The sequence below is a fragment of the Corallococcus sp. AB030 genome (assembly GCF_003668965.1).
In the GTDB taxonomy this organism is placed as follows: domain Bacteria; phylum Myxococcota; class Myxococcia; order Myxococcales; family Myxococcaceae; genus Corallococcus; species Corallococcus exiguus.
Window position 1 is genome coordinate 1 of sequence record NZ_RAWQ01000349.1, and the last position, 5319, is coordinate 5319.

At 69.6% G+C, this 5319-nt stretch carries 3 protein-coding genes; 1 reads left to right on the plus strand and 2 read right to left on the minus strand.

Annotation, left to right across the window (positions count from 1 at the left end):
* The first annotated feature begins 293 nt into the window (after positions 1–293).
* Positions 294–788 carry a hypothetical protein gene (locus D7Y15_RS41925; protein WP_121756060.1) on the plus strand — a complete coding sequence of 165 codons (495 nt, stop codon included), beginning with the start codon at positions 294–296 and terminating at the stop codon, positions 786–788.
* A gap of 70 nt (positions 789–858) precedes the next feature.
* Here D7Y15_RS41925 and D7Y15_RS41930 read toward each other — a convergent pair whose 3' ends face one another.
* Positions 859–2232, minus strand: a complete 1374-nt coding sequence (locus D7Y15_RS41930; RefSeq protein WP_121756061.1) for a hypothetical protein — start codon at positions 2230–2232, stop codon at positions 859–861.
* Between the two features lie 31 nt (positions 2233–2263).
* A complete protein-coding gene (locus D7Y15_RS41935) occupies positions 2264–4987 on the minus strand; it encodes a TonB-dependent receptor (RefSeq protein WP_121756062.1) in 2724 nt (907 codons plus the stop codon).
* Positions 4988–5319: the final 332 nt, after the last annotated feature.

The following is a 5319-nucleotide window of genomic DNA, read 5'->3' on the forward strand; positions in this document are numbered from 1 at the left end:
TAGTCTTTTTTTTTTTCAAGCGGATGACGGCTTACGGAATTTATGAGGGTCCCGTGGCTCGGAGATGTGTATGAGAGACAGGGCCGGCACTTCCTGGCGGTGGACGTGGATCCATCGGCGGGTGTGCGAGAGGTGGGGCTGGTGCGGGTGGATTGATCAGCGCCAGAGCCCTTGGGGCCTTGACGGTGGCTGCGGGGCCGACTTTCCGGCCGGTTAGAAGACCCCCTTGAAAGGGCACTGAACATCTGGGCAGATAGGCGGCGTTCAACGACGCCTTGTGAGGAGGCCTGTCCATGTTCGAAACCCCCGAGAACGATTCCATCTCCCCCGCGCTGCGCGCGCTGCTCGAGCTGTTCGCCACGGACCTGGCGGACGTGAAGTTCCCGGACGTGGACACCGCGGTGTTGGGCGAGTCCGCGGCCCACGTGCGTGAGAAGGCGGAAGCAGTGGCCCGGGCGCAGGCGGCGCTGGATGCGGCGAGGCACGCCCTGAACGAGAGCCAGGAGTCGCTGCTCCAGAAGGGGCAGCGCGCGTTGGCGTACGCGAAGGTGTTCGCGGAGGACGACGCGGAGCTGGGAGCGAAGCTGGAGGCCATCCACCTGCCGCGTCCGGTGCGCAAGGCGGGCCAGGCCCAGATGGAGCCGGTGGGCGCTGCGCCGGGCAACGACGACAACGCCCCGCGCCGCCGCGGCCGTCCCCCCAAGCTGCGCCCGGTGGCCAACCTCTTCACCGACGGCAACGGCCCGGACGGCGCGCAGGACGAGGCTGTCGCAACGCTTCAGTCGTAGCCCGCGATAAAGAAGACCGCGTGCCCCCGTACGGCGTTCCGGGAGCACGCGGTCCATGTTCACCGAAGGGCTAGTTCTTCGGGAACGAGGTCCAGCCGGCCAGCCAGTTGGTGGTGCCCACCGCGCCGACGAAGCGCGCGCTGGTGTCGAAGCCCGCGCCCGGCGTGGCCGCGTTGTCCGGGTTCAGCGCCGGGGAGCCCGTCGCCGGGGTGAAGTTCGGGGCGTCCAGGTTCAGCGCCGCCGTCAGCTGCGGATCCAGGACCTTGTTGCTCAGGCCCGAGGCCAGCACCTTCTCCGCCTCCACGAACTTGCTCACGTCCGGGTCCGTCACCGCGCCCGACGCGTCCTTCTTCGGGTTCGGCGCGTTCGGGATGGAGACCGTGTCACCCTTGTTGGACCAGAAGAACGTGTTCTGGATGGAGAGCTCCGGAGTGGCCGCGTTCCACAGCGCCGCGGAGGCCGTGCCGTCCACGTCGACCGCCGAGTCCGCGAAGTTCGCCACGATGACGTTGCGCAGCAGGCCGCCCGCGCCCGTGTTGAACACCAGTCCCTCCTGCGCTGGCGTCGTGCCCGCCGCACGGCCAGAGCCGATGAACGTCGCGTTCCAGATCTCCGGCATCGTGTGCGGCTGCGCGCCGTTGTCGTTCTTGTTGCCGGACGCCTCGATGCCGCGGTTGCCCACGACGGCGTTCTGCTGCACCACCAGGAACTGCACCTTGCCGCGCCAGCCCAGGTCGTAGTCCAGGCCGTCGTCGTCCGGCTGGCTGATGACGATGTGCTTCAGGCCCGCCGTGCCACCGAACATCTCCACGCCGTCGTCGGCGCCCTTGTGCACCTGCACGTAGTCGATGTCCGTCGCCGTGCCGCACGCGCCCGTCGTCAGGCCGTTGAGCTCGTTGTCCTCGGCCAGCTCGTAGCCCGCGAACTCGATGCGCGCGTACTTCAGCTTGCCGCAGTCGTGCGCGTCGTCCTGACCGCCGTACTTGGTACGGGTGTCACCGCTGGTGGCGAAGAAACCCTCGATGGTGTTCTCGCCGCCGGCCACGTTGATCTTCGCCTTGCCCAGCAGCACCACGCCGCCCCAGTCACCGGCCGCGCGCGTGCCCACCGCCTGCGAGCTGGTGAAGACGATGGGCTTCTCCGCCGTGCCCACCGCGTTGATCTTCGCTTCACGCGTGATGACCAGCGCGCTGCCCGTGTCGCCCTTGACGGTGACGCCCGGCTCGATGGTGAGCGTGCCGCTCTCCACGAACACGTAGTCCTTCAGGGTGTACGTCGTGCCGGCCTTCCACGTCGTGTCGCCCTTGATGCTGCCCTTCACGTCCTGCTCGGTGGCCTGCGGGTCACCGCCGCCGTCAGGGGTGTTGTTGGGCTCGTCGTCGCCGCAGCCAGAGAGCAGCGCGATGCTGGAGAGGGTGAGGACGGAGGCAAAGAGGCTCTTCATGTCGGTGCGTCCTTTCAGGGAATGGGAGGAACTACAGGGCCCAGCCGAGCGACGCGGTGAACGCCACGCCGGGCTTGTACGTCTGCACCGTCACGTCCCCCTGGCGGAGGGTGACGGATGCGTTGAGGAGGTTCGCGGCGGTCAGCTTCAGCTGCGTCGCGCCGAGCTTCTGGGTGAGGCTGATGTCCACGCGGTGGAAGGGCCGCTCGTACACGTCCGGCAGGCCCTGCACGCCGACCTCGCTGATGCGCTGGCCGTACACGTTGTAGAGCACCGCCACTTCGGTGCCGCTCTCCGGCCGCTCGTAGCCCACGTTCACGTTGACCACGTAGGGGGACTGGCCCTGGAGCGGACGGTCCTTGTTCGTCTGCGCGCCCAGCGCGGAGTCACCCAGGTCCACCTGCGACTGGATGAGCGTGAGGTTCGCGCCCACGCGCACCGGACGCAGCGCGGGGCTGAAGCGCGCCAGCGACGTGCGCGCCTCCAGCTCCACGCCGTAGCTGTCCGCGCCAGCGGCGTTCTCGAAGCCCAGGTCGCCCGAGTCCGGGTTGCGGATGACGCGCTCGATGGGGTTCTGGAAGCGCTTGTAGAAGGCGCTCGCGGCCAGCACGTCGTTCTCGCCCACGAACCACTCGGCGCGGAGGTCCACGTTGTGGATGCGCGTCTCCAGCAGGTCGGGGTTGCCGGACACGTTCCGGCGGCGCACGAAGTCGAAGAAGATGAAGGGCGCCAGCTCGCGGAAGGTGGGCCGCGCCAGCGTGTAGCTGTAGCCCGCGCGCAGGTTCACTTCCGGCGACAGCGCGTAGGTCGCGTTGAGCGACGGCAGCACGTCCAGGTAGTTCTGGTCCGCGCCGCCGGAGTCGCTCTCCACGCCGGTGAAGGGGTCCTTGAGCGTCAGCTGCTGGTTGGACGCCTCCAGGCGCACGCCGCCCACCAGGCGCAGCGGATCCACGGGCTTGTAGTCCGCGGACACGTAGCCGGCGTACACGCCCAGGAAGGCGTTGTAGGCGTCATCCGCGCGCGTCGTCTCACGCACGGTGATGGAGGTGCCCACGTTGTCCGGCGAGAAGAGCTGCTCGGGGGACTGGGTGCGGTCCACCGGCTCCTCGGTGAGCAGGTAGCGGAAGCGGCGCGCGTTGAAGTCGCGGAAGGACACCTGGGTGAGGCCGCCCACCTTCAGACGGAAGTCGGAGGTGAAGGGCAGGGTGAGGTTGAGGCTGCCGCCGGTGGACGTCTCGCCCAGCTCCGCGAAGAAGCGCTCACCGCTGTTGGGCTGGTTGGGGAAGGACAGCTGCGCGTCCGGGTTGTTGAGGGCGGCGCTGTAGAGCGTGTCGCGCGTGTCCGGCTCGTCGCGGTCCACGCGGGAGATGTTGGCCTGCCAGTCCACCTCGGAGTCGCCCAGCAGTCCCAGGCGGTGGAAGCCGCGCAGCTGCGTGAAGGACAGCGCGCGGGTGATGAACTGGAGGCGGGTGCTGGCGTAGGTGTCACCGCGCACGTTGTTGTTGCCGTTGGCGGTGTACGTGCGCGTGTCGGTGCCGCGCGTGTAGAGGCTGAAGAGGGTCAGCTCGTTGTCGCGGTCGAACTGGTAGCCCAGGCTGGCCAGGCCGCTGAGGTTCGCGGTGGAGAAGCCCTGCGTGGTGCGCGCGACGTCCTGGGAGATGAGGCTGCCGGACTCGTCGCGGGCGGCGCGGGCGAAGTCACCCGTCTGCACGCCGTCTCGGTGGCCGTAGTTGACGGTGGCCAGGTAGCCCAGGCGCTGGTTGCCGAAGCGCAGCGTGTCACCCAGGGACGCGCCCAGGCCCATGTTGGGGACGGCGCGCGTGGTGCGCTTCTCCCAGACGTTGGTGAAGCTCTCCCACTGGCTCTCCAGTTGCTGCGCTGACTCGCCGCCCGCGCCCAGGCGGTGGTCGCGGGGGAGCGCGTCCGGCAGGGCGCGGTCGGAGGATGCGAAGCCCAGCGTCTCGCCGAAGCCGCCCTGTGCCTGCGAGTTGCGCTCGCGGAAGGTGGTGACGGTGTCACCGCCCAGGGTGAGGCGCGGCTTGAACTCGAACTGGGACGGGTAGGTGTTGGTCTCGATGAGCAGCGTGCCGCCGCCGAAGGTGCCCGGCAGGTCCGACGTGTAGCTCTTCACCACGTTGAGGTTGGCCAGCAGGCTGGTGGGGAACAGGTCCAGCGGCACGCTGGGCTCGTCCGGCTCCGGGCTGGGCAGCAGCGCGCCGTTGAGGAGCGTGGTGGCGTAGCGGCCACCCAGGCCGCGCAGCAGCACGTAGCGACCGTCCACCACCGTGGCGCTGACCACGCGCTTCACGGCGTCACCGGCGCTGGAGTCCGGCGTGCGAGCAATCTCCTGCGCGCTGATGGCGTCGGAGACGGCGGCGGCCTTCTTGCGGTCCTGGAGCAGGGCGCCTTCCGCGCGGCGGTCGGAGCGGGCCTCGACGACGACCTCCTGCACCGCGCCCACGTCCGCGCTGAGCGCGACGTCCAGCTTCGTGGCCTTGCCCTTCGTGACGATGACGCCCGTGATGCGGCGGCCCTGGTACACGTCGTAGAAGGCGCGCAGGTCGTACTTGCCCGGCGGCAGCGCGAGCCGGTAGTTGCCGTCCAGGTCCGTGAGGGCCTGCTTGTCGGCGCCCGTCACGACCTTCACGGTGGCTTCGATGAGGCCTTCACCGTTGGCCTCGTCCGTCAGCCGGCCGTAGATGCCGGTGAAGCCCGGGGGCGGCGCGGCGGACTCGGCCAGGGCCTCATCGCCCATGGAGGCCTCGTCGGAAGCCGTGGCCTCGTCGGAGGTTGCTGCGCCATCCGACGGCGTCTCGGACTGAGCGGCGGCCGGAGCGGAAGGATCCGCGGGCTGCGAGGCCTGCGCGGGAGCGCTTCCCGGCTGCGAGGCCTGCGTGGGCGCGTTTCCCGGCTGCGCGGCCTGCGACGGATCCACGTTGCCCGGCTGCGCGGCCTGCGACGGATCCACGTTGCCAGGCTGCGCGGCCTGCGACGGATCCACGTTGCCAGGCTGCGCGGGAAGCGGGTTCGCGGCGCTGCCAGGCTGCGTGCCCAGGGACGGCGCGGGGCTGGTGGGCAGCGCTCGGT